Raw genomic sequence first — 22,617 nt, forward strand, 5'->3', positions numbered from 1 at the left:
GGAGGACATCGACCATGGGAATCCCCAGCATCCAGCCTTATTTCATGCCTCGGAAAGAGGAGCTGCCCAAGAACCGGATGTCGTGGACGCCGGATCCGGGCCGCGCCGTCCTTCTGATCCACGACATGCAGCAGTACTTCCTCGATTATTACGATATCCGGGCCTCACCGGTCGTCGAGCTCCTGGAGAACATCCGGCAGGTGCGAGAGCGGTGCCGTGCGCTCGGGATCCCCGTCGTGTATACGATGCAGCCCTCCGAGCAGACGGCCGAGGAACGTGGCCTGCTCCTCGACTTCTGGGGTCCCGGGCTGACGGCGCAGCCGCACAAACATGGGATTGTGCACGAGCTCTCGCCGGCGGAGTCGGACACCGTCCTCACGAAATGGCGCTACAGCGCGTTTCAACGGACCGAGTTGCTCGAACTCATGCGCCGGTGGCGGCGCGATCAGCTCATCATCTGCGGCGTCTATGCGCACATCGGATGCATGTTGACGGCCGGCGAGGCCTTCATGAACGACGTGCAGCCGTTCTTCGTGGCCGACGCGACCTCCGATTTCACGCGGAACTGGCACGAGATGGCCATGACGTACGTGGCGCAGCGGTGCGGCGTGGTCGTGTCGACCCGCGACGTGCTCGACGCGCTCGCAGAGAAATCGTCCGGCGCCGCGACGTTCGACCTCGAGCACCTGCGCAGCGAGGTCGCCGGGCTCCTCGAGCGCCCCGCCTCCGACATCCAGAGCGGCGATTCGCTCCTCGATCTGGGCCTCGATTCCATCCGCCTCATGACGCTCGTCGAACGGCTGCGCGCCGCAAACTTCGACATTTCGTTCGTGGAGCTCGCGGAGCGCACGACGCTCGACGATTGGTGGGAGATCCTCTCCGCGCGAATGCCGCACGGGCGATGGACCGGAGCCGAGGAGCAAGCCCATGGAGTTCGAGGGTAAAATCGCGCTCGTGACGGGCGCCGCCCAGGGAATCGGGGCGGCCGTCGCGCGAGCGCTCGCGGCGCGTGGAGCGAGCGTGGCCGCGGTGGATTCGAACCGCGACCGCCTCGACGTGGTGGCCGCCGAAATACGGGCAAGCGGCGGCCGCGCGGCATCATTCTCTGCGGACGTCACGGACCGGGAGGCGGTCGACGCCGCGGTGGACCAGATCGAGAGCGAGCTCGGCCCCATCGATTTCCTGGTCAATGTCGCGGGTGTGCTGCGCGTCGGTCTCGTCGAAGCGCTGCGTGACGAGGACTGGGAGCAGACTTTCGCGGTCAATGCCCGGGGAGTGTTTTACCTTTGCCGTGCCGTGGCCCAGCGCATGGTGCCGCGCAAATCCGGCGCCATCGTGACCGTCGGATCCAATGCCGGGCGGACGCCACGCATGCACATGTCGTTGTATGCGGCCTCGAAGGCGGCCGCCGCGATGTTCACGAAGTGCATCGGCCTCGAGCTCGCGCAGCACGGCATCCGGTGCAACGTCGTTTCTCCGGGATCGACGGATACGCCGATGCAACGATCGTTGTGGAAGGACGAGAACGGAGCGCAAGCCGCCATCGACGGCGCGCCCGGCGCTTATAAAGTGGGAATCCCCCTGCAACGAATCGCGGACCCGACGGACGTCGCGGACGCGGTGTTGTTTCTTCTCTCGGATCGGGCACGGCACATCACCATGCACGATATCTGCGTCGACGGCGGCGCCACGCTCGGCGTGTGACGCCGCCGCCGTGCGGCGCTCAGGGGCCGTCGCCCTGCACGCGGCCGAATTGAACCTCCGAGGCCGTCCCGCGCATGACGAAGGCGGCGGCGGCCACGGCGATCATGATGGCGAGCGCGCCGAGGACCCGCGTGGGCTTCATCTGCCACCACATCGCGAGGCCGCTGAGCGCCCACACGACCAGCGTGATGCCGGTGATGTCCGCGAAGAGCGCAAAGAACCAGGCCATGTCGCCGTGAACGGGGAAATGGTGCGTCGTGTGCAGCTTCTCCAGAAGCTCCACGAAGCGGAGCTGGCCCGGACCGGCGGGTCGCCCGTCGATTTGACCCGAGCCGAGATCGTAGACGACGTTCCAAGCGCGGCCACTTTGATCACGCACACGGAAGCGCAGCTCGGGGTGGACCTTCGGATGCGCCCGCAAGGGTCCCTCCGCGTCGATCCCCAGCTTGGGCAGGAGCTCCTTCACCTGCTCCTGCACCGCCGCCATCTTGTATTCGGGCAATTCGATGGTCGCGCCGGCAAAGGGAGGAGGATCGGATTTCGGCTCCGGGGCATGCGTGGAGACCGTCGCGCCGCCGCCGTCGAGGCTGAGGATGAGCACGTGACGCCCTCCCGCGCGGCTCGGCGTCGCGAGCAGGGGCCAGCCCGAGAAGGAGCTCGGGGCCCCCGGATCAAGCGCGTACCCCCCCGGGGATCCGGCGTTGATCTGCCCGACGACCTTTTGCGCGATCTCGTTCGGATCCCAGGGTTTCATTCCGGTGAGTGTGGAGAGCTCCGCCGCGGAGAGGTCCCGCTCCTCGATATCTCGCCCGATCTGGGGATGATTAAAGAGCGCGCCGCTCAGCCCGAAGAGAAGCACCCACGGGAACACCAGCAGGCCGAGATACATGTGCAGGCGCCGGACGAATTTCATGACGGCGCCATACCCTCGGCGGCGAGGGGGCTCGGCCCGGGGCGGCGGGGCCTCTTTCGCGGAAGCCGGATTCGTCATCGGATCTTCAGGGCCGAGAAAACGAGGCCCGGCGTGCTCAGCGCCACTTCACCCGGGCCCTTCGCCTCGAGCTCGAGGAGCTTCGTCGAGTCCTGGCCCTGGAAGAGCGACACGAAGCTCCGGTCGCCGAACTGCAGCGGAATGACGCTTCCATTGCTGGGCGCGGCGTCGAGCACCTCGGCCGTCGGGGTATCCCCGAGCGTCACGGTCGCCCACTTCCAGGCCGCCGCGCTCGCGAGGACGCGCGGGTGCGTGTCCGGCATGATCGGGAAGGCGCTCTCGTCGAGCACCCGCAGGAAGGCCTCGTTGCCCGGCCCGCGGAGCAGGGAGCCGGCGGTTTGTCCGCCAAAGAGCGTGTTCAGCTCGACATGGAACGCGGCGTCGAACGTCTTCGTCGCCGGGTCGAACCGCAGCATGCAAGGCGGCGCGGCATTGGCTTCGTTCAGCCGGTGCACGGCCGCGCCGTAGGCTTCCGTGGCGAGATAAATCTTTCCATCGGGCCCTTCGATGCCATCCCGCACGTAGCCGCAGCGATCATCCGTGACGATGGTCGCCTGATCCGTCTTGCCATTCACGACGACGACCACCGCCTTGCTCGGGACCTCCGGACCCTTTCGATACCCGGCGAAGGTGATCACGTCGTCGCCCAGGCGCAGCGGCGCAGCCGTGAACGTCAACGTAGTATCCGCGATGACGAGCTCATTCAGGGAAATGTCCCCGGTGACCGTCATGTCCTTCGGATTCCAGACGACGACCTGGGCCGTGGGGCCGTCGAAGAAATATGCCTTCGTCTCGGAGACGAACTGAAATTGACCGTGATACTCGCCGAGCGCGGCGATTCCCTTGCCCTGGAAGCTCACCGTGGTGCCCAAGCGCAAGGTGCCGTCCGCTTGCAGGTCGTAACGCGTCACGGTCGGCCCGGCTTCGCCCGCGATGAATACGGCGCCCCCGTCCTCGGGCCCGACGCCGAGGGCGCGGCCCGCGATTTCGACGCCGTTGTCGAGCGTGAGCGCGGCGTCGCCCCCGAGCTTGTCGGTCACGAGGATATAACTCGTGTTGTCCCCGCCATTGGCGCCAAAGACCTGAGTCGTGAGGGCATACAGGGGTCCCGTCGCGGAACCGCCCCCGGCACCCTGGCCGCCCTGGCCACCGGTGCCGCCGGTGCCGCCGGCGCCGTCGCCGTCACCGCCGCTGCAGGCGGCGAGAGCGGGGAACACAAGGGTGATCAGGAGCGCTGTGACTTTTTTCATGGATGTATCTCCTCGGGAAGGAATGGGTGGGTCAGAGCTCGAGAACGAGCTTGGCGTTCGCCGCTCGCCCCGGTTGCTGGACCCCGAACGAATCGAAGACTTTTTCATCCGTCAGGTTCTGCACCTCGAGGGTCCCGCTGACGGACCCGTCGCCGTGCTTCATGGAGTACGTGAGCGCGAGCGCGTGGACGAGCTGCGAGGGAATGACGAGCTTGGAATCGATGGCCCCGATGCTCTCCCAGCCGCGGAAGTAGGCCTCGACGTAGCGCGCCTGCCACGTGAGCGAAAGGACGTCGCGCGGACGGAGCAAATCGGAACCTTGCACGCGAGCGCTCGCGCCGGCGAACAGGTAAGGGCGGTTCGGGATACGATCCCCCTCGAATTTGCCGAATGCGCCTTCGCTCGCGGTGTTGCGGAAATCATGCCAGGTGGCGTATCCGTCGAGCGCGACCCAATCTCCCGGGGACGTCCATCCGAGGGACGCCTCGACGCCGACCGACCGAGCCGAGAGGACGTTTTCGTGCTGAAAATAATTGCCGTTGCTGAGCAGGACGATGAGGTTCTCCGCGAAGCGCCCGAAGCCGTTCACGTTGAACCGAAAGAGGCCGGCGGCGGTCTCGGCGCGCTCCAGGGTCAGGCCGAGGTTCACGTTGTGGCTCGCCTCCGGCTCGAGGTGCAGGTTCTCGATGATGAGCGCGCCATTGCCGAACATCTCCTCGGGGTTGGGCAGACGGGTCGCGTACTCGTACGATGCCTTGGCGTAAAACGCTTCGGTGAAGCGGAATCGCAGGCTGTCGCCGATCCCCCCGCGCTGGGTCGTTCGGTCGAGATCGCGGAGATTCCCGTTCGGCAATTGCTCCTTCGTCCGGGCCATCTGCACATATGCCTTGGCGAACGCGATGTTCGCGAGTTTTCCCGCAAACGGGCGCGCCTCGTATTCGGCGCCGACCACGCTGCTCAGGAGCGCCCGCTGCGCGGTGAGCGGGTCGTATTCGTCCGCGGGAATGGCATGGTCCTTCCCCGTCCGGATGGCATAGGTGGGCGAGAGCCCGAACCGGAGCGAATGCCAGGGCGCTGGGTTCCACACCAGGTTGAGGCGGGCGAAGACATTGTGTTGCTCGATGGCCTGATCGATCGCGCGGGCCTCGATCTCACCGCGTTGCGGGAGCTCGAAAACGCAACGGCCGAACCAGTCGTAACGACACGTGGAGAGATCCTGGAATTCCCTGTGCGTGTACGTGTACCCGGCCACCGCGTCGAACCGCGTCCTCCGGGAGAAAGGATTCGCATATCGCAGGTGTGCGCCCGCCGATTGCTTGCCGTAGGTCACCGCGCCATAAGGAACGGACATGAGGGCGTTGTGTTGAACATCCCTCCGGTGTTCGGTGTAGAAAGCGCGCAGCAGGAGCTTCTCCGCCCGCGGACGCCCGACGAACCCCACCTCGACGCTCCCGCCGCCGGCGCGGTAGCCGTCGTGGAACCGATGAACGCGGGCCGGCGAGAGGCGGCCTTGCTCGTCGAAGACCTCGACGTCGATCGGGTAATCGTTTCGGGTGTAATCATAGAACCCATTCACGCGAGCGAAAAACCCGGTGGGCTCGTGCAGATGCCGAGCGCTCAGCGTCAATCGGTACGTCTTGAAGGACCCGACCTGATAGGACGCCGAGGCGTGGGTGCCGCGGACGTCCGCATCGGTCACGAGGTTCACCGCGCCGCCGAGTGCATCGGCGCCGAAACGCACGGGGACGACGCCGCGGTAGACCTCGATGCGCTCCACGAGGTTCACCGGGACATTGGTGATCCCGTGCGCATACCCGGCGAGATCGAGGGGCACACCGTCCAAAAAGAAGCGGATCTGATCGCCCGTGAGACCATTGAGCGAGAGGCGCGCGTTCGATCCGAGCCCACCTTCCCGGCGCACCCCCACGCCCTCGGAGCGCGCCAGCACCTCGCCGAGGTCCGCGGTTCGTCGCTGCGCTTCCTCGGTCTCGATGACCTGGACCGCCTGCGCGGACCGGCGGAGTCGATCGCCTTCGGACGCGCCGCGGACCGTGACGTCGATCGATGGTTTGGCAGGACCGACCATGGCCTGCGCTGCAGGCGCCGCCGGCTCGGGCCCGGGCTCGCTCGCGGCCGGGGTTATGGCGGACTGCGCCTCCGGGGGCGGGGCTGACTCTGGCGGCAACCTGAATTCGTAAGCGTAGAGGATGATCGCCGCGACGGCCTTGTCTCCCCGACGAGCTGGCGTGAAACGGAATTGCAGCGCCGCCTCCTGTGCGGCCTCGTCAAACCCGTTTCCGCCCGGCTCCACGACCTCGGCCTTCGTGACACGCCCCGCGACGTCGATGCGGAGCTTCAGCACCACGCGGCCTTCCCGCCGGGCAGCGCGTGCTTCCGCCGGATACGCCGCCTCGACCGCCTCGATGAGCTCGGGCGGGTGCACCGTGCGCTCGGTCGTCGCGCTCGTCTGCGCAGGCGAAGGGCCACTCGGCTCCGCGTCCTGCGCGAGGGCGGTCGGACAAACCGAGAGGACGAGGGCCAGGCCCCCGGCCCATCCGGTGCACGAAAAACGGCGCGTACGAACCATCAGAGATTCAGGACCTCGCGCCGGCCAGGCTTCCCTCGAATGCGCCGTGCTTCGCCATCTCGACGAGCGCGTCGTGCGCCGCCTCGATCGTGAAATCGATCTGCGCCTGCGTGTGCACGCCCGAGATGAAGCTCACGTCACGGCGCAGGAGAACGCCGCGCCTCGCCATGGCGCCGACGAACTGCGCGGCGAACTTCGTGTGCGTCGCGAGATCGTCCGCGAAAAGGAAGAACGGAATCGCGTCGTAGCCCACCACGCGCAGCGGCGCCCCGACCTTCGTGGCCTTCTCGTTGACGCCTTCGCGAAGCCGCTTGCCGAGCGAGGCGATCCGCTGGATGTAATCGGTATCCCGGTATTCGCCGAGGACCGCCTTGCAGACCTCCAGGGAGAGCATCTCGCCGCCGAACGTCGTCGATACCTGCAGCTCCGCGAGGCGGCTCATCACCTCCCGCGGGCCCGCGATGGCCGAGAGCGGCATGCCCGCCGCGATGCCCTTCGAGAGACACACGAAATCGGCCACGATTCCGTAATACTCCTGGGCGCCGCCGAGCGCGAGCCGGAAGCCCGTCACGACCTCGTCCAGCACGAAGAGCACGCCGTGGGCGTGGCAGGTCTCGCGCAAGGTACGCAAGAACTCCGCCGAGACGACACGCTTGTAGGGCAACGAGAGCAGCACCAGTGCGATTTCGGAGCCCTTTTCGGCGATCAAGTCGAGCAACGGCTTCTCTTCCGCCTCGGCCATGAGCGGCATGCGATAGGTGTAGTCGCGCAGCACCGCCGGCACGCCGGGCGTGTCGAACATGAAATGGTCGTGCCAGCCGTTGTAGCCGATGGTGACGACCTTCTCTCGCCCCGTCACGTGTCGAGCGAGCCGAATCGCCGCCGAGGTCGCGTCCGCGCCGGTCTTGAAGAAGCGGGCCATCTCCGCGCCGGGGATGAGATCGACGAGTGTGCGCGTGGCCGTGACCTCGATCTCCGTCGGCAACGAATGCAGCACGCCATTCGCGAGGCTCTCGCGAATGGCGCGGACGACGGCGAGGTGGTTGTGCCCGAGCGTGTTCGCCCCGAGGCCGCAGATGTAATCGATGTACTCGTTACCGTCGACGTCGCGCACGAGCGCGCCCTCGCCGCCCTCGAGATACACCGGGAACGAGCCGAGGGCATACATCTCCGGCCGCTTCATGAGCGACTGGGTGACGCCGGGGATCAGCCTGCGCGCCTCCGCGAGCAGCGCATTCGATCGATCGAGCTTCCATTCCCCTGCGATGGGTCGCGGGAGACCACGCTCCCGGCTGTCGACGTCTACACCAAGGGTCCGTGAGGTCATGGGTGATTTCCTTTGGTTCGGGTGGAGGCGTCGCTTCAGGCTCGGCCCGCTCGCCCATTCGAAGGGCGCGGCAGCTTGCCGGTCTCGACGCAATGATCCAGATAACGAAACACGAGCGAACGATCGACGGCGGGGCAATCGATTCCGCTGTCGGACAGGCCACGAATCACGTTGTCGCAGCGCACGCGCCCGAGGCCGAAGTTTTGCGGTTGATCTCCGGCGTCGGCCTGGAGATCGAAGAAGGCGAGCGTGGCGCTCTCGGCGGCGCTGGCGCCGCTCCCCAGGCGCGCGCGGAAGGCCGGGACCGAGCAGGTTTCGACGGTATACCCATACTCCTGTACCCAGCGGAACACGTCCCTCAGTCGGACGTCGGGCGCGGGAGCGAGGTTATACACGGTGCCACGTTGCGGACGGGTGAGGGAGAGCGCAACGATCGCGCGCGCCACGTAATCGACGGGCGTCCATGTCTCCGCGACGTCGAGGTCGGGCAAGACCCCTGCCGGAATGCCGGCGAGGAGGAGACGAAAGACGAGGTCCTGTTCATTGACGATCCCGGAATCGGGAGCGCCGACGACACGACCGAGGCGATACACGGCGACCGGCACTCCTCGCTCGCTTGCCTGCTCCGCGAGCCGCTCGGCGATCCATTTGCTCTGCTTGTAGCCGTCCAGAAGCTCCGGGTGCGGCGGGACGAACGCCTCGGGGACCTCGGGGCTCCTGGCGATCGAAGGCGCCACGGCCAGCGTCGACACGTGATGCACGGGCTTCGGGCGCGCCGCGGCCGCGAGCCTCAGCACCTCGCGTGTCCCAAGCACGTTCACCGCGCGCATGCTGCGGTAATCACGCACGAGGCTGACGATCGCGGCGTCGTGATAGATCACGTCGCATTCCGTGGCCAGGCGGTCCCACGTCTCGGCCCGCAGCCCGAGGCGGGGCAACGAGAGGTCGGCCGGAATGGCCACCACCCTGTCCTCGAAATGCTCGAGCGGCAGACGCTGTTTTTCTAGGGCCGCGCGGAGCCGATCGGCCGCTTGCTTCTCGTCCGCCGCGCGTACCGGACAAACCACACGCGCGACCGTCCCCAAAAGGAGCGCATGCAAGAGATGCACCCCGACGAACCCGGTCGCGCCGGTGAGCAGGACCTGTCGGGGCGACGGGCGCAACGTCGCGGGCGCAAGCGAGGGCGGGACGATGTCCTCCGGGAGCACGGCGTCGGCGAGCATTGCATCCGTGAGCCCCGCGGCGACCTTCGTGACGCCCGCGGATTGCTCCAGGGCGCGCGAGAGCTCCGCGATCGTCGGATGACGAAACACCATCGCCACGGGGATCTCGCGGCCGAGCGTGAGGCCGAGGCGCGTGGCGACCTGAATGGTTTGCAGCGACTGCCCGCCGCGCTCGAAGAAATCGTCCTCCAGGGAGAGATCAGAGACCCCGAGGATTTGCTCCCAGACCGCCATGACGACCTTTTCGAGGTCCGTCGTCGCTGCCGCCGACGTGGCCGTGCGGGTGGCGGCCGCGTCGCGAAGCGCGGCCCGGTCGATTTTGCCCGTGCTGGTCCTCGGCAATCGATCCGTGAACAGAAAGGCCGAAGGGACGGAGGCGGGAGGCAATGCCGATTGCGCGTGGCCGCGGAGCTCGGCCGGTGACGAAGGGGGCGTATCGGCCACGATGTGCGCTGCGAGGCGCTTGATACCACCTGGCAAAGCGGATCCGACCACCGCGACCTCGCGCACGCCGGGGAAACGAAGCAAAACGGTCTCGATTTCGCCCGGATCGACGCGATGCCCGCTGATCTTGAGCTCCTCGTCGACGCGGCCGACGAAAACGAGCTCACCCGCCTCGTTTTGCCGGACGAGGTCTCCGGTGCGATACGCGCGCGGCTGTCCGGGCAGCGTTTCGAGCATCCGGAAACGCGCGGCGGAGAGCTCCGGCTGCCCGAGATACCCCGTGGCCAGCCCTTCGCCCATCAGATACAGCTCCCCCACGGCGCCTCGCGCGACGAGCTGTCCATCCGCGCCGAGGACGGCCGCGCAGACGCCGGGCAGCGGCGTGCCAATCGGGACTTCCTGCGCGCTCTCGGCCACGGATTCGTCGCCGCACAGCGTGGCGCACGTGGCCACGACGGTCGCCTCCGTGGGACCATACGTATTGAGCAATCGGACCGCGGGCCCGACGGCGCGACGAAAACGGGCGACGCGCTCCGGGAGCGCGGCCTCCCCGCCGATGATGACGATGCGAACGCTGGGTGGAAGCGACGCGCCGGTCGAGAGGCTGTAGGCCACCTCGTGCCATAACGCCGTGGGCAGGTCCAGCACGGTGATCGCGTGCTCGGCGCAAGCGTCGAGCAACCTGAGGACCGATTGCAACATTTCGTCCGTACGGAGCACCAGCGTACCGCCCACGCACAGGCTGAGAAAAATTTCCTCCACGCTCGCGTCGAAATGCATCGGCGCGAACTGGAGCACGCGATCCTCGCGGTGGAATCCGTAACGTGAAGCAGAGCCGGCCACGAAATGCGCAAGCGATGCGCGACTGATCACGACGCCATTGGGCCGGCCCGTCGAGCCGGACGTGTAAATTACGTACGCCGGCTGCTCGTCGCCCTCGCGGATCGGCGCTTCGAGTGCGTCCGAGAGGACCTCTTCGTCCAGCACCACGACGCGGGCTCGCGTCGCTTGCCTCGCTTGCTCGGCGTACGCAGATGTCGTGACGAGCAACGTAGGGCCGGCATCCGCGAGGATCGCCGCTGTCCTGCTGCTCGGCCCCTGGGGATCGAGCGGCAGGTATCCGGCGCCGGAGAACAACGTGGCGAGAATGGCCGTGATGGCCTCCACGCTGCGAGGCAAGAGCAACGCGACGAGCGTGCCCGGTTTGGCGCCGAGCGCCGCGAGGCGGGCCGCGAGCCTCTGGGCCGCGAGCACGAGCTCTGCGTACGTCATTCGCCGCGATTCGTGCTCCAGAGCAATGGCGGTGGGCTGCTCGCGCGCGTGCTCCAGGATCCGCTCGACGACGTCACGCGCGGGGGAAGGAAGTGGGCCGCCGTCGAGAATGACGCCGGGCGAATCCATCGCCACGGAGGGAGCAGGCTCCGCGAAGCCGGGAATTTTGACTTCGGAGATCGGCTGCGCGGGCGCGGACAGGGCCGCGTCGAGAAACGCGAGGAATCGCTGCTCGTGCGCCGCGAGGTCGTCAGAGGTATAGCAGTCCGGATTTGCGTCGAAATCGATGCGGGGCCCGCGTCCGTCCGAGCGCGCGTACACGTTGATCGAGATGTCCTCGACCGGCCCGGCAGAAATGTTGTGCGCGATCGCGCGGTGACCGCCGAACCGCAGATCGTAATCGAACGGCATGATGTTCACGACCGGGCCGAACAGCCGCCGCTCCCCGCCGACGAGCTTGAGATCCCGGCGGAGATGCTCATAGCGGTAGCGCAGATGGGACCGGCTCGCGCGCATCTCCCCCGCGACGTGCTGGGCGAGCGCAGAGAGGCTCGCACCCTTCGGAATCGGGACGCGCAAGGGCACGATGTTCATCACCATGCCCGGGATACGCACGGCCACGGAGCCCAGGCGGCCCATGACGGGGAGACCGAGGACGAGCTCCGGCGCGCCGGTGAGGCCATGCCCATACGCCGCCGTCGCGGCGACGAACACGTCGGGCCAGCTCGCGCCCGCGCGGTGTGCCGCCGCCTGCATTCGCTCCATCGTGGAGGGCGAAAGCGAGGTCATCCTTCGTAATGCAGGGCGAGAGACCATGGTGGGTCGACCGCCGAAGCTCACGGTCGCGGGGCGATCGGCGAAACGTCGGAGCCAGAAATCACGGTCGCGATCGCAATCGGGCGACGCGCGGTAGGCTCGGTCTTCCTCGATGACCCGGAGCAACGAGCCGGACGGCGGGCCGACGCGGGAGCGGCTATCGATACGGGCGGTATAGAGCTCCGCCACGCGCCGCGCGATGAGCGAGAATCCAAAACCGTCGAGCGCGATGTGGTGTGCCCGCTGATACCAGTAAGTCCGGTCGGGCCCGGCCGTGAAAAGCGCCTCCGTGAAGAGCGGACCGCGCATGAGATCCACGGTCTTTTCGAGGTCCGCCTGCATCCACGTTTGCACGAAGGCCCATGGATCGGCCTCCGCACCGACGTCGATTCGATGCATGGGCCAGTCGAGGGATGGTTCGAGGATCTGCGTCGGGCCGTCCTCGGTCGGGACAAACCGCATGTGCAGCGTCTCGGCCTCGGAGGCCGCCTGGCGTACGGAGGCCTCAAAGATCGCCGGATCGACGGCTCCACGAATCTCGATGCATTCGCCGGCGTTGTAGAGCGGGCTCGCCGGGTCGAGCGCCTGGCCCAGCCAGATACCGTGCTGCGCTGCCGAGAGAGGCCAGCGCTCTTTCCGGGAATCAGGCATTGCCCGGTCCTCCCGGAGGAAGACGGGTTGGAGCGTGTCGTCTGCACATGTTTGCACGGACACTTTTCACCATGAGCTCCACAGGATTTATTGAAAATGATGTTCAAAGTCAAGACCATCTCTTCCACAAATTGCGTGAACTCAACAACCATCCATCTGTTGACGAAGGAAATTTACGACAGGAGCGTAGAACGAAGGTTGAAGAGGGAGGGCTGGGTCCGCGACCGGTGCCCGATCCTCCCACTTGCCCCGTCCGGTCGTTCGCCCAAGGAGATGCAGAGGGTGACCAACCGAAAAGGGAGGGGAATCATGAAAAAGGTGATCACGACGCTGGCGCTCCTGTCTCTGTCGGCCGTGGGGGTCGGAATGGCACCGACGCGGGTCGCAGAGGCGAGGACGCATTCGTTCGAGCGCACGTGCTGGGACTAGAAATGGAAGCGAAACGGGGATCTGTGCTCGCAGTGCCGGACGCGGAACGGTCGCGCTCACTATAGTTGTCTGCCGAATGCGCGCGCCTGCCGCGGCGACATCTCGAATCAGAATGGCTGGCTCGTCTGCGGCAGCTGACGCTTCACGACCGGACGAGCATCGAATCGTCGACAGCCCGAGCGGTACGTACTATCGTTTTTCCGCATGCGTACCGTCCGGTTCTACTTCGACGTCATCAGCCCGTACGTTTGGCTCGCGTGGGCCCAGGTTCCCGAGGTCGAGGCGCGCACGGGCGCGCGCTTCGACCTCCAGCCGGTGCTGTTCGCGGGGCTCCTCCAGGCGAACGAGAACAAGGGGCCTGCGGAGATTCCATCGAAGCGCGTCCACATGCTCCACGACATCGCGCGCTGGGCCATGACATTGAAGCGGCCCTACACGGGCCCGCCGGCACATCCATTCAATCCGCTCAAGGCGCAGCGCATGTGCGCCGCCCTCGACGACCCCGAGGCGCGGCGCAGCCTCGCCGGCGCGTTGATTGTCGCGACGTGGGAACATGGGCGCGACCTGATGAACGACGCCGAGCTCCGCGCCATCGCCGATGACGCAGGCCTCGACGGGTCCGCGCTGCTCGCCGCCACCGAAGAGAAAGTGGTGAAGGAGCGCCTCCGCAAGAACACCGAACAGGCCATCGCCGAGGGCGTCTTTGGCGTCCCCACGTTCCTCGTCGACGATCAGCTCTTCTGGGGCAATGACCGACTCGGTTTCCTCGAGACGTATCTCACCGGCGGGCTCCGTATCGACAAGGCCGAAATCGAGGAGCGGCTCGCGCGGCCACGCGCAGCGGACCGCAAAAACGTGTAGCCACCGGTCGGCGCGCCTTTCTCACCGGGGCCTGGCCACCCCCCAATCGAGGCGCAGGCGGCCGTCCCTGTAAATCCGATTCGCTTCTCCGAGCCCCGTCGAGCCATTCGTGATGGTGGCATGCACGTTCACCGCGGCCGTGGGCAGCGCGTCGCGGCCGAGATCGAAGCGCTGCCCGCGTACGAGCACGCGATAGGCCTTGTCGAGGGCGAGCGCACGCGCGCGTGACGGGAGCAGGAGGAAAGCAAGATCTCGATCGCCGCCGGGGGCCGCACGCCTCACCTCGGCCTCGGCGAGCGTGCCGCCCGGGAAAAACCGCGCCGTCATTTCGTCATTTGCCCGGAGCTCGTCGCCGCCAAAGACGCGCTGGAGATACACGAGCACCTCGGGCTCCGCGTGCCCGAGTTGCGGAACGTCGGGGATTCCGCGGAGGTCTTGTACGCGCCAGCCCGCTTCGCCGGGCACCTTGCGGGCGAACGAAAACGTTTGATCGACCGTCACGCCCAGGTTCGAATGGCAGCCCATGCAAAACCGATGCTCCTCGTCCGTCGAGAGGCGCAGCCGCCCTGCCTCGTCCTCGAGGAACCCCTGGAGCTGCCAGCCGAAAGCATTCCGAAGGCCGCTCATCGCCGACCCGGCATACACCGGCAGGAGCCCCTCGTCCTTTTCGTCCTGCTCTTTCTCCTGTGCGCGCAGGAGCGCCCATCGATCGGGGGCGAGGACCTTCTTCGCATACCGGAGTTCTTTCATTCGCCGCGCGGCATACCCGGGCGCGTCGGGGTCGAGGTAGCGGACCGAATGCAAGAACTCGACGCCGCGCGGATAAAGGCCTCGTTCGAGTGGGACGTTCGACGCGCCGCCAGCGTAGGTCTTCGGCAAGCGCCGCACGCGCGTGACGCCGGGCGAGAGGGCCCCGTCGCCGTCGAGGTCGAAGCCGAGGAGGCGCTCGTCGACGGGTTCGATTTCGCGATCGATTCGATCCGTCGGGGCATCGGGATCCGAGGCAATCGCGGCTTCGAGCAGCGAAAGGTTGAGCGCGTAGATCACGCGGGACGTGTTTCCCTGCACGTCCCGTCGAAAGGGCTCGGGCAAACGGATGAAGACATCGTCGGTGCTGCCGTTCGTCGGCCAGAACGCGCCGGGGAAGGGCTTGTACCGCACCGCGCGATAGCCGCTCCCGTCCCTGGCGAATCCCTGTTCGTCGAAGCCACGTTCGAGGTCGAGGTCCGGCACGTAGCCCTCGAATCCTCGGGCCCCGGCGAGTGCGCGCCGAAGCGGACCATAATTGTCCTCGCGGACGTAGCGGAGAATCTCCTCGTCCGAAAGGGTCGCCATGTCGGCCGTTCGATCGACGAAGAGGTTTTCGTAGTGGTTCTTCTGGGCCGCCTCGGAAAACGAATACTCGGCCTGGAGCTCCCAGTCCGAGCGTGTATTCGGACCATGGGCGCTCGTGTGGCAGACCCAGCAAGGATTCGAGGTGCCGTTCGTCTTGGTATAACAAAGCGGCGGCACCGAGGCCTCGGGGTTCAGCACGCGCCCCGCGGCCTCGCGGGCGCGAGCGAGCGGGTCGTATCCGGCCTCGGCGCCGCGCTCTTCGCGGCGGCCGCACGAAGCCGCCGCCGCCAGGGACAACAAAAGCGTGACGGCGAGCCACGATCCGGGGCGAGCTTCGTGCGTCCTCTTCATGGCTCTACCCTCCGTTCGGCCAGACGCTCCATACGCTCTCGCCGGGATGCTGCACGCTCACGAAAAGCGTGCGCATGTCCGGACCGAGCGCCGGGCCGGTGGCCTCCGCGTCGCTCGGCACGGCGACGACGCGGAACGCCTTGCCAAACGTCGCCGAGACGACGCCGGGCTGCCCCGCTGCGTGCGCCGGATCGAGGTCGAGGAAATAAATGGCGTCGGCGGTCTTGTTCGTGCCGAAGTTGCCATCCGTGCCGAACCAGACGCCGCCGTCCCGATCGATGACGAGGTTGTCCGGGTTTGCCGCGTCGTACGGTCCTGCGGCCTTCGTGCCCGCCCAGACACGGAAGAACGTGAAGGACGTCGACGCGCCCGGATCGGCCGGATTCGCCTCCTGGAATGCGAAGACGTTTCCGAGCGCGTCGGGGCGCTTCGGCGAGGTCGCGTCGTGCTCCGCGGGCGCAATGAGCTTGCCTTGCTGATCGAGCTGCGTCTTGCGGCCGTGGTTCGTGAAGGCCACGTAGAGCCGAGGCGTGCCGCTCGGATCCTTCGGGTTGTATTCGACGTCCTCGGGCCGGTTCAGCTCCATGATGCCGACCTTCGCGCAGGCCGTGAAGAGCGCGCGGCGCACGTCGTCGTCGCTCAGGAAGCCGCCGAGGCCATTGTAGTCGATGTCCATCAGGGCGGCGCCCACAGTCTTGCCGGGCTCGCCCAGCGCGGCCGCGTTCGGCGCGATTGCCGTGCTCGTGGTGCTGAGGAGGATCCATTGCCCCGTGCCCGGCTGCGACTCCGTCGGCGCCTGCCCCGTGGCGAGCATCGTGATGCCGGTGGTGCTGTCGAGGCCGGCGAAATGCGCGACGTAAAGCGAGCCCTCGTCGAGCAGCGCGCGTGTCTCCGCCCTCGTCATGCCGGCCGTGTACGGGTTCTTGGAGACAAACTTGAAGATGCGGCCGCTCCGTCGATCGTCCCCGGCATAGACGACGATGCGCTGGTTCGGCACGAGCTTCCACTGTGCGTCGACCGCGAACGTCGCGTTTTCCCAGCGCGCGCGCCCCATCGCGCCGAGCTTCTTGTGCCCCACGCCTTTCGTGGTCTTGCCCTCGTATTCGCCTTCCGGCTGCCCGGGATCGATCTCCACGAGGTATCCATACAGATCCCGCGCGTGGTGCGTCAGCGGATCCGGCGACATCCCATATTCGCTCGTCGGGCTTGCCTTCGTCTCGAACGTGATCGGCCCCCCCGGATCGGCTCCGGCCCCGAGGACGAGCTTCTGCTCGCTGGTCCAGAAGGCCTCGAGATCACCATAAAAATCCTGGACGTTCTCCTCCGCGGTGATCACGGTGCCCCAGGGCGTTTGTCCTCCGGAGCAATCTCCCATGATGCCGCTGACGACACCGGAGGGCAATGCATTGCCCTGATCGTCGTGATCGTCGGCGACCGCCGTGATGCCCGTGATGCGCAAGAGGGTATGGCTCGTCGCGTCGTACCGCACCGCCTTCGCACCGCGATCAACTTCCCATTCGCCCGAAGCCGGATCCTGCACCACGTGGAACCACGAGCCGCCGTTCTGCCGCTTCGCCTCCTGCACGTACGTCGAGCGGCTCGCGTCCGACCATTCGTTCGAGGTGACGTCATTCTCGAGGACGCCCATGGACCGGAGATAGGTCGCGAGCGTGAGGTGTTGCCCCACCGGAGCCGTCGTCGCCGTCGGGGCGGTGTTCGAGATGTATTCGTGGTTGACCCACATCCAGCCGGAGGCCCCGCTGCCGTTCCATTGCGGCGCCGCGCCGGCCGCGGCGTCCCAGCCGTCCCCGAAGAACGCGACGTAGTCGTTGTTCGCGCCAAACCGCGGCGCGGTGTGACTCTGATCGAACGTGAGGGGATCGAGCCAGGTCGCGACCACGTTGCCCGAGAGGCCCGCAATGGCGCGCACGCTGTCGGTCGCCGCATTGGCCAACGGAAACTGCACGCCGGGCGGCAAGGTGCCCTTCGCGACTTGATCCACGCGCGTCCGCACGTACTGGCCGAGATCCGCCGCGCCCGTGCCGAGGTCATCCATGAACGCAAGCGCGACCATTCCGGAGAGCGGCCGCGAAGGGTCCGGCCACGTGATCCCCGGCTCTCCCGCGGGTCCCTGCGGACCGGGTTCCCCGGGCGCCCCGGGATTGCCCTCGGGCCCTTGGGTCCCCGGCTCCCCGGGCGCCCCGGGATCACCCTGCGGCCCCTGCTCCCCTTGTTGGCCCGTTTCGCCCTGCGGCCCTTGCGCCCCGTCCTGCCCGTCGAGGCCATCCCGACCATTCGCCCCGTCTTTCCCGTCGCTCCCGCAGGCCCCGAGCGCTGCGGCGAGCAGCACACCGGCGCTCGCGAACATGAAGACATGGCGCGGCCCGGCTCCAGCAATCCTTCGTTTCATTCGCAAGCACCTCGCTTGATTCGTTCCTCTTGGAACGGTCGCGCGCGAGGGTGACGCGTCTCCGTTGCGGAGCGGCGTGGAGCCTGTCACGATTGCGTGACGCATACGCAAGTTTCACGTTGTCGACGTTCTCGTTACGATTGTGTGACAACCACATCGACGCCGCGCGCCACGATTTTCACGGCGTGACACTCGTCACGTTTGCAAGCGCGAAGAAAAACGCGAAACACGGGATCGTGCTTGCTTCGTCACCGGAACGAGCGGATCATGACGCCGTGTCTGCTGCCCCGCCCCTGCCCCATCACGACGGCGATTCGAGCATAGGCAAGTACAGGTTCATCGCGAGCCTCGGTCACGGCGGAATGGCGGACGTTTACCTCGCGGTCGTCCCCGGCCCGGCCGGCTTCAACAAGCTGCAGGTCGTGAAGCGGCTCCGGCGCGATTACGTCGAGGATCCCGATCACGTCGAGATGTTCCTCGACGAGGCGCGGCTCGCGGCGCGGCTGAACCACCCGAACGTCGTGCAGACCTTCGAGGTGAGCGAGTCCGACGGGGAATACTTCATGGCCATGGAGTACCTCGAGGGCCAGCCGTTCAACCGCATCATCAATCGTGCGAAGAAGGACCCGCCTCCGCCCGGGCTGCTCTATCGTATCGTGGCGGACGCGCTCGCGGGCCTGCATTACGCGCACGAGCTCACCGACTACGACGGCACGCCCCTCCACATCGTCCATCGCGACGCGAGCCCGCACAACGTCCTCGTGACGTACGACGGGCACACGAAGATCCTCGATTTCGGCATTGCGAAGTCCGAAGTGCGCTCGGGCGAGACACGCGCCGGCATCGTCAAGGGCAAAGTCGGCTACATGGCGCCCGAGCAGGCGCGGTGCAAGCCGCTCGATCGGCGCGCCGACGTCTTCGTGCTCGGAATCGTGCTCTGGGAAATCGCCGCGGGCCGCAAGCTCTGGGACAAGGCCACGGACATCGAGGTGCTCCACAGGCTCGCGACGGGAGAATATCCCCGCGTCCACGACGTGGAGCCAAACGCGCCCGAGGAGATCGATCGGATCTGCGCCAAGGCGATGGCCCGAGATCCGGCCGATAGATACGCGACGGCGTCCGAGATGCGCGCCGACATCCTCGCGTATCTGGATCGAGCCGGCCTGCGCGTCTCGAGCGAGGACGTGGGTCGTTACGTGACGGGCGCGTTCGGGGACAAACGGGCCGACATCCGGAGGGTGATCGACCAGCAGATCAGCAAGCTGAAGGCGCAACAATCGGGGGAAAGGCTGGCGATCCCCGACGTCGCGGGCCCGCCCGACGCGGCCCCCGATTCGCTGAGTATCCCGAACCTCGGAGGCTCCGGGCGGCACAGCATGAACGGCTCGGGATCGAATCCGAAGGGCGCGACGGGATCGAACGCGCGTATTCCAGGCCCGAGCAGCTTGCCCCCCGGGGCGCCGCCAGAAACGACCATGCAGGTGGCGGCGGCCCCCGTGTCGAACCGAGGGAGCATGATCATTGGCGCCGCGATCGTCCTGGCCGCGGCGATCGGCGCGTTCGCGTTCATGAAGTCGAGGACGCCGGCCCCGAATGCGGCGGCGCCGTTGGCCGAGAGCACGCAAGCGGAAGCGGCTCCGCAACCGGCGCCGTCGGCCGCGCCCGTCGGAACGGCATCGATTGCCACGACAAACGCGCCCGAAGGGACGGCGATGGTGGAGATCAAGGTGCGCGCGATCCCGGCACAAGCGGAGCTCTTCCTCGACGGCGCGCATCTGCCGACGAACCCGTTCACCGGCAAGTTCCCCGCGGATGGAGCGAGCCACCGCGTCCATGCGGAGGCGCGGGATCATCGATCGGCCGCGCAGATCGTCACCTTCGACAAGGACGCGAAGATCGAACTCGTGCTGGAGCCGAAGAGCGGCGCAGCTCAGGCAAACAATACGGCGACGGGCGAAAAGCCGTCCGAAGAGCCGGCGGCGACGCCCACGCCGCCGCCGGCGCCCGCGTCCACCGCGACAACCAGCACACGCGCCAAGCGGAAGCTCGGGGATGGAGATCCGTTCAATACGGCTGCGCCGACGGCCACGACGACGGGGAAGAAGCGCGCGCTCGGCGACGGCCAGAGTCCCTGGTGATCGAGCCGAGCGGGGGCGATCACGGCATTTCGCAATAACCGTAGCTGCAGGCGGGGGCGCTCGCGGGGCATTCCGAGGACTGCGTGCACGCCTGGCAGCTCGTCTTTCCGTTGACGATCTCCTCGAAGTAGCAATCGCAGCGCGAGTCGGTCGTGTACGTCTTCAGCGGGCCCATCTCCGCGGACCGGTCGACGCGCATCGCGCACTTGGGGACGAGGTGCTTCTTCGTGATCGCCTCGACGAGCGCATTCGAGAGCTTGGGCGCGGCGAAGCGGGTGACGAGCACGCCCGCCTGCTCCGTGGGAATGCCCGCGCTGACGCGGGTGTAGAAATGAAGGGGGCCCCAGATCGGGTAATGCCCGTCGCGCACGTTCCGTTTGTCGAAGAGGAACGGCGTCGAATCCGGGTAATATCCGCAATTCTGCCCGAACGCTTTGAATGCGAGGACGCGCAGATCGGAGCGGGCATCGTCCGCGACGTCCGTCGAGAGGATGCCAATCGCCTGCTCGGCGAGGGAGGCGTCGAGGAGGATCTTGAGTCCGTCGCGAACCGCGCTCGATCCGCCGCGATCCTTGCCCCACCATTTGTCGGCAGGCACGTTGATGGCACGCGCGATCATCTGCTGCGTGCCGGAGCTCGCATTTCGAACGAAATAATAGGTGGGATCCGTCCACGGCGCGGCGGCGCCCATGTGGCCGCCCGTGCCGAAGATCATGTACGCCGCCTCCGCGCTGATCGATTTTTGCGTCGAGAGGGCCGGGACCACGAAGGTCATCGGCTGGATCGGGCCCTGATAATCGGCGATTTGCACACCAGCGGGCGCCGTGGGGAAATCGCAGGTGTTGGCGTACACGTCGGAGACGCCGACGTCGACGGTGTTGCCAGCTGGATCGAGGAAGCACTCCTCGGTCGTGCCGTCGGCGTTGTAGAATCTGGCATAGTTCGCGGGTTTGCCGCCGGCGGCCGGGATGTCCTTGATGAGCCGCGCGGCGGGGTCCTCGGAATACACCGCCGAGACGCCCGTGCAGGAGCCCTGCGACTGATACACGATCGTATACGGCGACCCCTCGGCCGCGAGGATACCCTGAATGACGCCGAGGAAGCCGCTCACCGCGCTCGATCCGGCGACGTAGACGACCTTGGGTCGCTCGACGGAGTCGAAGCAGTTTTTCGTGGGAACGGCGGATGCGCCCTCCGCCACGAGTGTCGCCGCGAGGCCGAGGGCGAGCGCGGCCCCGAGATGACGCATCGTCTTCGTGCTGGGGAATCGGATCTCGTTCATGACCATGCCTCGGGAAGACTCAAGGAACGGGGGTTGGCTCGACGAGCGGGGGCAACGCGGCGCCGTTGCAGAGCCCGAGACGGGCGCAATTGTCGAAATCGACGCACGTGGCGTCCGTGCATTTGTTGAGATACTGCTCGTCGTTCGTCGGCTCGCCGGAGAAACACGCCTCCCCGCCGCCCGAGCCGCCCGAGCCGCTGCTCGAGCTCGAGCCGCCGGGCAGGACGCACACGCCCTCCTGGCAGACGGAGCCATTGCCGAATTTGCTGCAATCGGCGTCCGTGGTGCACTGATCCGTCGCGCCCTCGACGATGAGGTTGCAGGCGCCCGCGAGTCCCGCCATGGCCAGAAACGCGAGAGCCACGAGGAGCCAGCCAAAGGCGGGAGGCTGACCGCGACGATGCGGCGATTGGACCTTGGTCTCTTTCATGTTCGTCCCGTACGAGCTTCGATCAGAAGGTGCCCTTGATCCACACATTGCCTGGGCCCACGCCGACGTGGACAGGGACGAGCCCGGCCTTTTTGGGACCACTCGGCCCGGCCGTGAGCGTGAGGATCAACGAAGTCACGCCCGCGACCGCCGTGGCGCCGAGCAAGACGTCGGTCGCAATGGCGAGGTTTCTCATGTTGCCATACGACTCGTCGAGCGTGGGGCGCGTCGTGCCAAACGTGTCGAGCTGGCTCCGGTAATCGGAGCTGGCGCGGAGCGCGAGGCCTCCGACGATACCCGTGCCGACAGCGAGCGCGCCCGTGATGATCCAGGGGACGACAGGCACTTTGCGCCCCGCGCCCTTGTCCCCACCCGGCTCACCCGAGCCCGGCGCGGACGTCCCGTCGCCCGATGAAGGTGCGGCCGCGGTGCTCCCGCCGCCCACGTCGAGCGCGACATCGACGACGTCAGTGCCGGCCACTTCAATCACCCGGGTCACCGGCTCGGCGCCCTCGACGCGCGCCGTCACCTTGCGTTTACCTGCGCCGACGATGACGGGCGCGTCGAGCGGGGTCTTGCCGACGACCACGTCATCCACGAGGATCTCGGCGCCTGGCCGACGCGTGGTGATCTTGAGCGTCGCGACGCGGCCTTCGAGCTTGCGGACGTCGTTCTCGACCTCGGCGCGGCGCTGCGGGTTGATCTCCCCGCCGCCCTCCTCGAGGTATTGCTTGAAGCTGCGAAGCGCGCAGGGATAATCCGGGAGCTGATAACAGATCTGCCCGATGTCGAAGAGGAGCTTGTAGCTCGGCGCGAGCTCGTACGCGCGGCGGATCTCGACGAGCGCGGCCGTGAAGTCGTTGTCCTCGTAAAGCTCGCGACCACGCTGGTAGCGACGCTGCGCTTCCTGCATTTCCTCCTTGGTGGGCTGCTTTTTCGGGCCGGCGGCGAGCGCGGACGGGGCCGCGAGCGCGACGCAGAGGGCGCAGGAGAGGGCAAGGAGAATGGAGGATCGCATCGAGGTCCAGGGTACGCAGGCAAGCTTCTGCGGTGGTTTGTTCAGGGTAGATGAACGACCGCGGAAACTTCAACCCGAGCCCCCTGCCCTGGGCCGGC

General features: G+C 66.9%; 14 protein-coding genes. 4 read left to right on the plus strand and 10 right to left on the minus strand.

What is annotated here, in order from left to right; translation table 11 throughout:
* Nucleotides 1-14 precede the first annotated feature (14 nt).
* Both KEG57_RS00060 and KEG57_RS00065 read left to right on the plus strand, forming a co-directional pair.
* Entirely contained in the window at nt 15-944 is a 930-nt protein-coding gene (locus tag KEG57_RS00060; protein WP_272418735.1) for an isochorismatase family protein, read from the plus strand.
* Nucleotides 928-1,704, plus strand: a complete 777-nt coding sequence (locus KEG57_RS00065; RefSeq protein WP_272418734.1) for a 2,3-dihydro-2,3-dihydroxybenzoate dehydrogenase — start codon at nt 928-930, stop codon at nt 1,702-1,704. Before KEG57_RS00060 ends, KEG57_RS00065 begins: the two co-directional genes overlap by 17 nt.
* A 19-nt stretch (nt 1,705-1,723) precedes the next feature.
* Here the strand turns inward: KEG57_RS00065 and KEG57_RS00070 are convergent, their stop codons facing one another.
* From KEG57_RS00070 to mxcG, 5 genes are all read right to left on the minus strand, one after another.
* Nucleotides 1,724-2,617: a PepSY domain-containing protein gene (locus tag KEG57_RS00070; RefSeq protein ID WP_372518165.1), complete on the minus strand. Its 894-nt coding sequence runs from the start codon at nt 2,615-2,617 to the stop codon at nt 1,724-1,726.
* A gap of 74 nt (nt 2,618-2,691) precedes the next feature.
* Complete coding sequence (locus KEG57_RS00075) at nt 2,692-3,945, minus strand: DUF4374 domain-containing protein (RefSeq protein ID WP_272418732.1); 1,254 nt, start codon at nt 3,943-3,945, stop codon at nt 2,692-2,694.
* A 31-nt stretch (nt 3,946-3,976) separates the two neighbouring features.
* On the minus strand, nt 3,977-6,532 hold the full coding sequence (mxcH, locus tag KEG57_RS00080) for a TonB-dependent siderophore myxochelin receptor MxcH (protein ID WP_272418731.1): 2,556 nt from the start codon (nt 6,530-6,532) through the stop codon (nt 3,977-3,979).
* Between the two features lie 7 nt (nt 6,533-6,539).
* On the minus strand, nt 6,540-7,859 hold the full coding sequence (locus KEG57_RS00085; RefSeq protein WP_272418730.1) for an aspartate aminotransferase family protein: 1,320 nt from the start codon (nt 7,857-7,859) through the stop codon (nt 6,540-6,542).
* 35 nt (nt 7,860-7,894) lie between these two features.
* On the minus strand, nt 7,895-12,265 hold the full coding sequence (mxcG, locus tag KEG57_RS00090) for a myxochelin non-ribosomal peptide synthetase MxcG (RefSeq protein ID WP_272418729.1): 4,371 nt from the start codon (nt 12,263-12,265) through the stop codon (nt 7,895-7,897).
* A gap of 633 nt (nt 12,266-12,898) precedes the next feature.
* Here mxcG and KEG57_RS00095 point away from each other — a divergent pair.
* Nucleotides 12,899-13,555, plus strand: a complete 657-nt coding sequence (locus tag KEG57_RS00095; protein ID WP_272418728.1) for a 2-hydroxychromene-2-carboxylate isomerase — start codon at nt 12,899-12,901, stop codon at nt 13,553-13,555.
* Between the two features lie 21 nt (nt 13,556-13,576).
* Here KEG57_RS00095 and KEG57_RS00100 read toward each other — a convergent pair whose 3' ends face one another.
* Together KEG57_RS00100 and KEG57_RS00105 are read right to left on the minus strand one after the other, a co-directional pair.
* Nucleotides 13,577-15,241 (minus strand): Aq_1262 family (lipo)protein, encoded by a 1,665-nt coding sequence (locus KEG57_RS00100; protein WP_272418727.1) that lies wholly within the window; start codon nt 15,239-15,241, stop codon nt 13,577-13,579.
* Between the two features lie 4 nt (nt 15,242-15,245).
* Complete coding sequence (locus KEG57_RS00105; RefSeq protein ID WP_272418726.1) at nt 15,246-17,651, minus strand: PhoX family protein; 2,406 nt, start codon at nt 17,649-17,651, stop codon at nt 15,246-15,248.
* A gap of 119 nt (nt 17,652-17,770) precedes the next feature.
* Here KEG57_RS00105 and KEG57_RS00110 point away from each other — a divergent pair, with 119 nt between their 5' ends.
* Entirely contained in the window at nt 17,771-19,789 is a 2,019-nt protein-coding gene (locus KEG57_RS00110) for a serine/threonine protein kinase (protein WP_272418725.1), read from the plus strand.
* A 19-nt stretch (nt 19,790-19,808) separates the two neighbouring features.
* Here KEG57_RS00110 and KEG57_RS00115 read toward each other — a convergent pair whose 3' ends face one another.
* From KEG57_RS00115 to KEG57_RS00125, 3 genes are read right to left on the minus strand one after another with little or no spacing between them, the layout of a single operon-like run.
* Nucleotides 19,809-21,071 (minus strand): type 2 periplasmic-binding domain-containing protein, encoded by a 1,263-nt coding sequence (locus KEG57_RS00115; RefSeq protein WP_272418724.1) that lies wholly within the window; start codon nt 21,069-21,071, stop codon nt 19,809-19,811.
* Nucleotides 21,072-21,090: 19 nt separating this feature from the next.
* On the minus strand, nt 21,091-21,501 hold the full coding sequence (locus tag KEG57_RS00120) for a hypothetical protein (protein ID WP_272418723.1): 411 nt from the start codon (nt 21,499-21,501) through the stop codon (nt 21,091-21,093).
* Nucleotides 21,502-21,523: 22 nt separating this feature from the next.
* Nucleotides 21,524-22,519 carry a PEGA domain-containing protein gene (locus KEG57_RS00125; protein WP_272418722.1) on the minus strand — a complete coding sequence of 332 codons (996 nt, stop codon included), beginning with the start codon at nt 22,517-22,519 and terminating at the stop codon, nt 21,524-21,526.
* Nucleotides 22,520-22,617: the final 98 nt, after the last annotated feature.

The organism is Polyangium jinanense (assembly GCF_028435365.1).

Coding starts and splice junctions, on each gene's coding strand:
- KEG57_RS00060 (WP_272418735.1), top strand. CDS start 15: ATGGGAATCCCCAGCATCCAGCCTTATTTCATGCCTCGGAAAGAGGAG.
- KEG57_RS00065 (WP_272418734.1), top strand. CDS start 928: ATGGAGTTCGAGGGTAAAATCGCGCTCGTGACGGGCGCCGCCCAGGGA.
- KEG57_RS00070 (WP_372518165.1), bottom strand. CDS start 2,617: ATGAAATTCGTCCGGCGCCTGCACATGTATCTCGGCCTGCTGGTGTTC.
- KEG57_RS00075 (WP_272418732.1), bottom strand. CDS start 3,945: ATGAAAAAAGTCACAGCGCTCCTGATCACCCTTGTGTTCCCCGCTCTC.
- mxcH (WP_272418731.1), bottom strand. CDS start 6,532: ATGGTTCGTACGCGCCGTTTTTCGTGCACCGGATGGGCCGGGGGCCTG.
- KEG57_RS00085 (WP_272418730.1), bottom strand. CDS start 7,859: ATGACCTCACGGACCCTTGGTGTAGACGTCGACAGCCGGGAGCGTGGT.
- mxcG (WP_272418729.1), bottom strand. CDS start 12,265: ATGCCTGATTCCCGGAAAGAGCGCTGGCCTCTCTCGGCAGCGCAGCAC.
- KEG57_RS00095 (WP_272418728.1), top strand. CDS start 12,899: ATGCGTACCGTCCGGTTCTACTTCGACGTCATCAGCCCGTACGTTTGG.
- KEG57_RS00100 (WP_272418727.1), bottom strand. CDS start 15,241: ATGAAGAGGACGCACGAAGCTCGCCCCGGATCGTGGCTCGCCGTCACG.
- KEG57_RS00105 (WP_272418726.1), bottom strand. CDS start 17,651: ATGAAACGAAGGATTGCTGGAGCCGGGCCGCGCCATGTCTTCATGTTC.
- KEG57_RS00115 (WP_272418724.1), bottom strand. CDS start 21,071: ATGAACGAGATCCGATTCCCCAGCACGAAGACGATGCGTCATCTCGGG.
- KEG57_RS00120 (WP_272418723.1), bottom strand. CDS start 21,501: ATGAAAGAGACCAAGGTCCAATCGCCGCATCGTCGCGGTCAGCCTCCC.
- KEG57_RS00125 (WP_272418722.1), bottom strand. CDS start 22,519: ATGCGATCCTCCATTCTCCTTGCCCTCTCCTGCGCCCTCTGCGTCGCG.